The sequence below is a fragment of the Ectothiorhodospira sp. PHS-1 genome (assembly GCF_000225005.1).
GTDB lineage: Bacteria > Pseudomonadota > Gammaproteobacteria > Ectothiorhodospirales > Ectothiorhodospiraceae > Ectothiorhodospira.
In genome coordinates this window covers 1-434 of the sequence record NZ_AGBG01000099.1, presented here as the reverse complement: position 1 = coordinate 434, position 434 = coordinate 1, and the positions used below count along the sequence as shown (strand labels likewise).

Below are 434 nucleotides of genomic sequence, written 5' to 3'. Positions count from 1 at the left end.
AAAATTCGCTAATCTCGACCCCAGGATCAAGCAGCGGAAAGGGACATGGAGTACAGGGAATCCGTGCGGCCCGAATGGGGTAGGGCAGGAGAGGGCGGTTATCCAAGGAAGCCCCCGCTGGACAGGCAGCGAGGGGCGCGAGGTGTTTCAGGCATCCAGGGGGCTTCTGACGGCGAGACCGCCGCGATTGAGTACGTGGGTGTAGATCTGCGTGGTGGACACATCACTATGCCCCAACAGTTCCTGTACGGTCCTGATGTCGTAACCCTGCTCCAGCAGATGGGTCGCAAAACTGTGCCTCAATGTGTGGCAACTGGCCTTCTTGTGAATGCCCGCCTTTCTGGCTGCTCCCTTGACGGACTTTTGTACAGCGGTTTCGTGCAGATGGTGGCGGCGGGTCTTCCCCGAACGTGGATCTACCGAAAGGCGACCGC

General features: G+C 59.4%; 1 protein-coding gene. It reads right to left on the bottom strand.

Annotated features, from left to right (window positions below):
* Positions 1–147: 147 nt before the first annotated feature.
* Positions 148–434, bottom strand: a 287-nt coding sequence (locus ECTPHS_RS15305) for a tyrosine-type recombinase/integrase (protein WP_246828389.1), incomplete at its 5' end; no start/stop codon positions are given.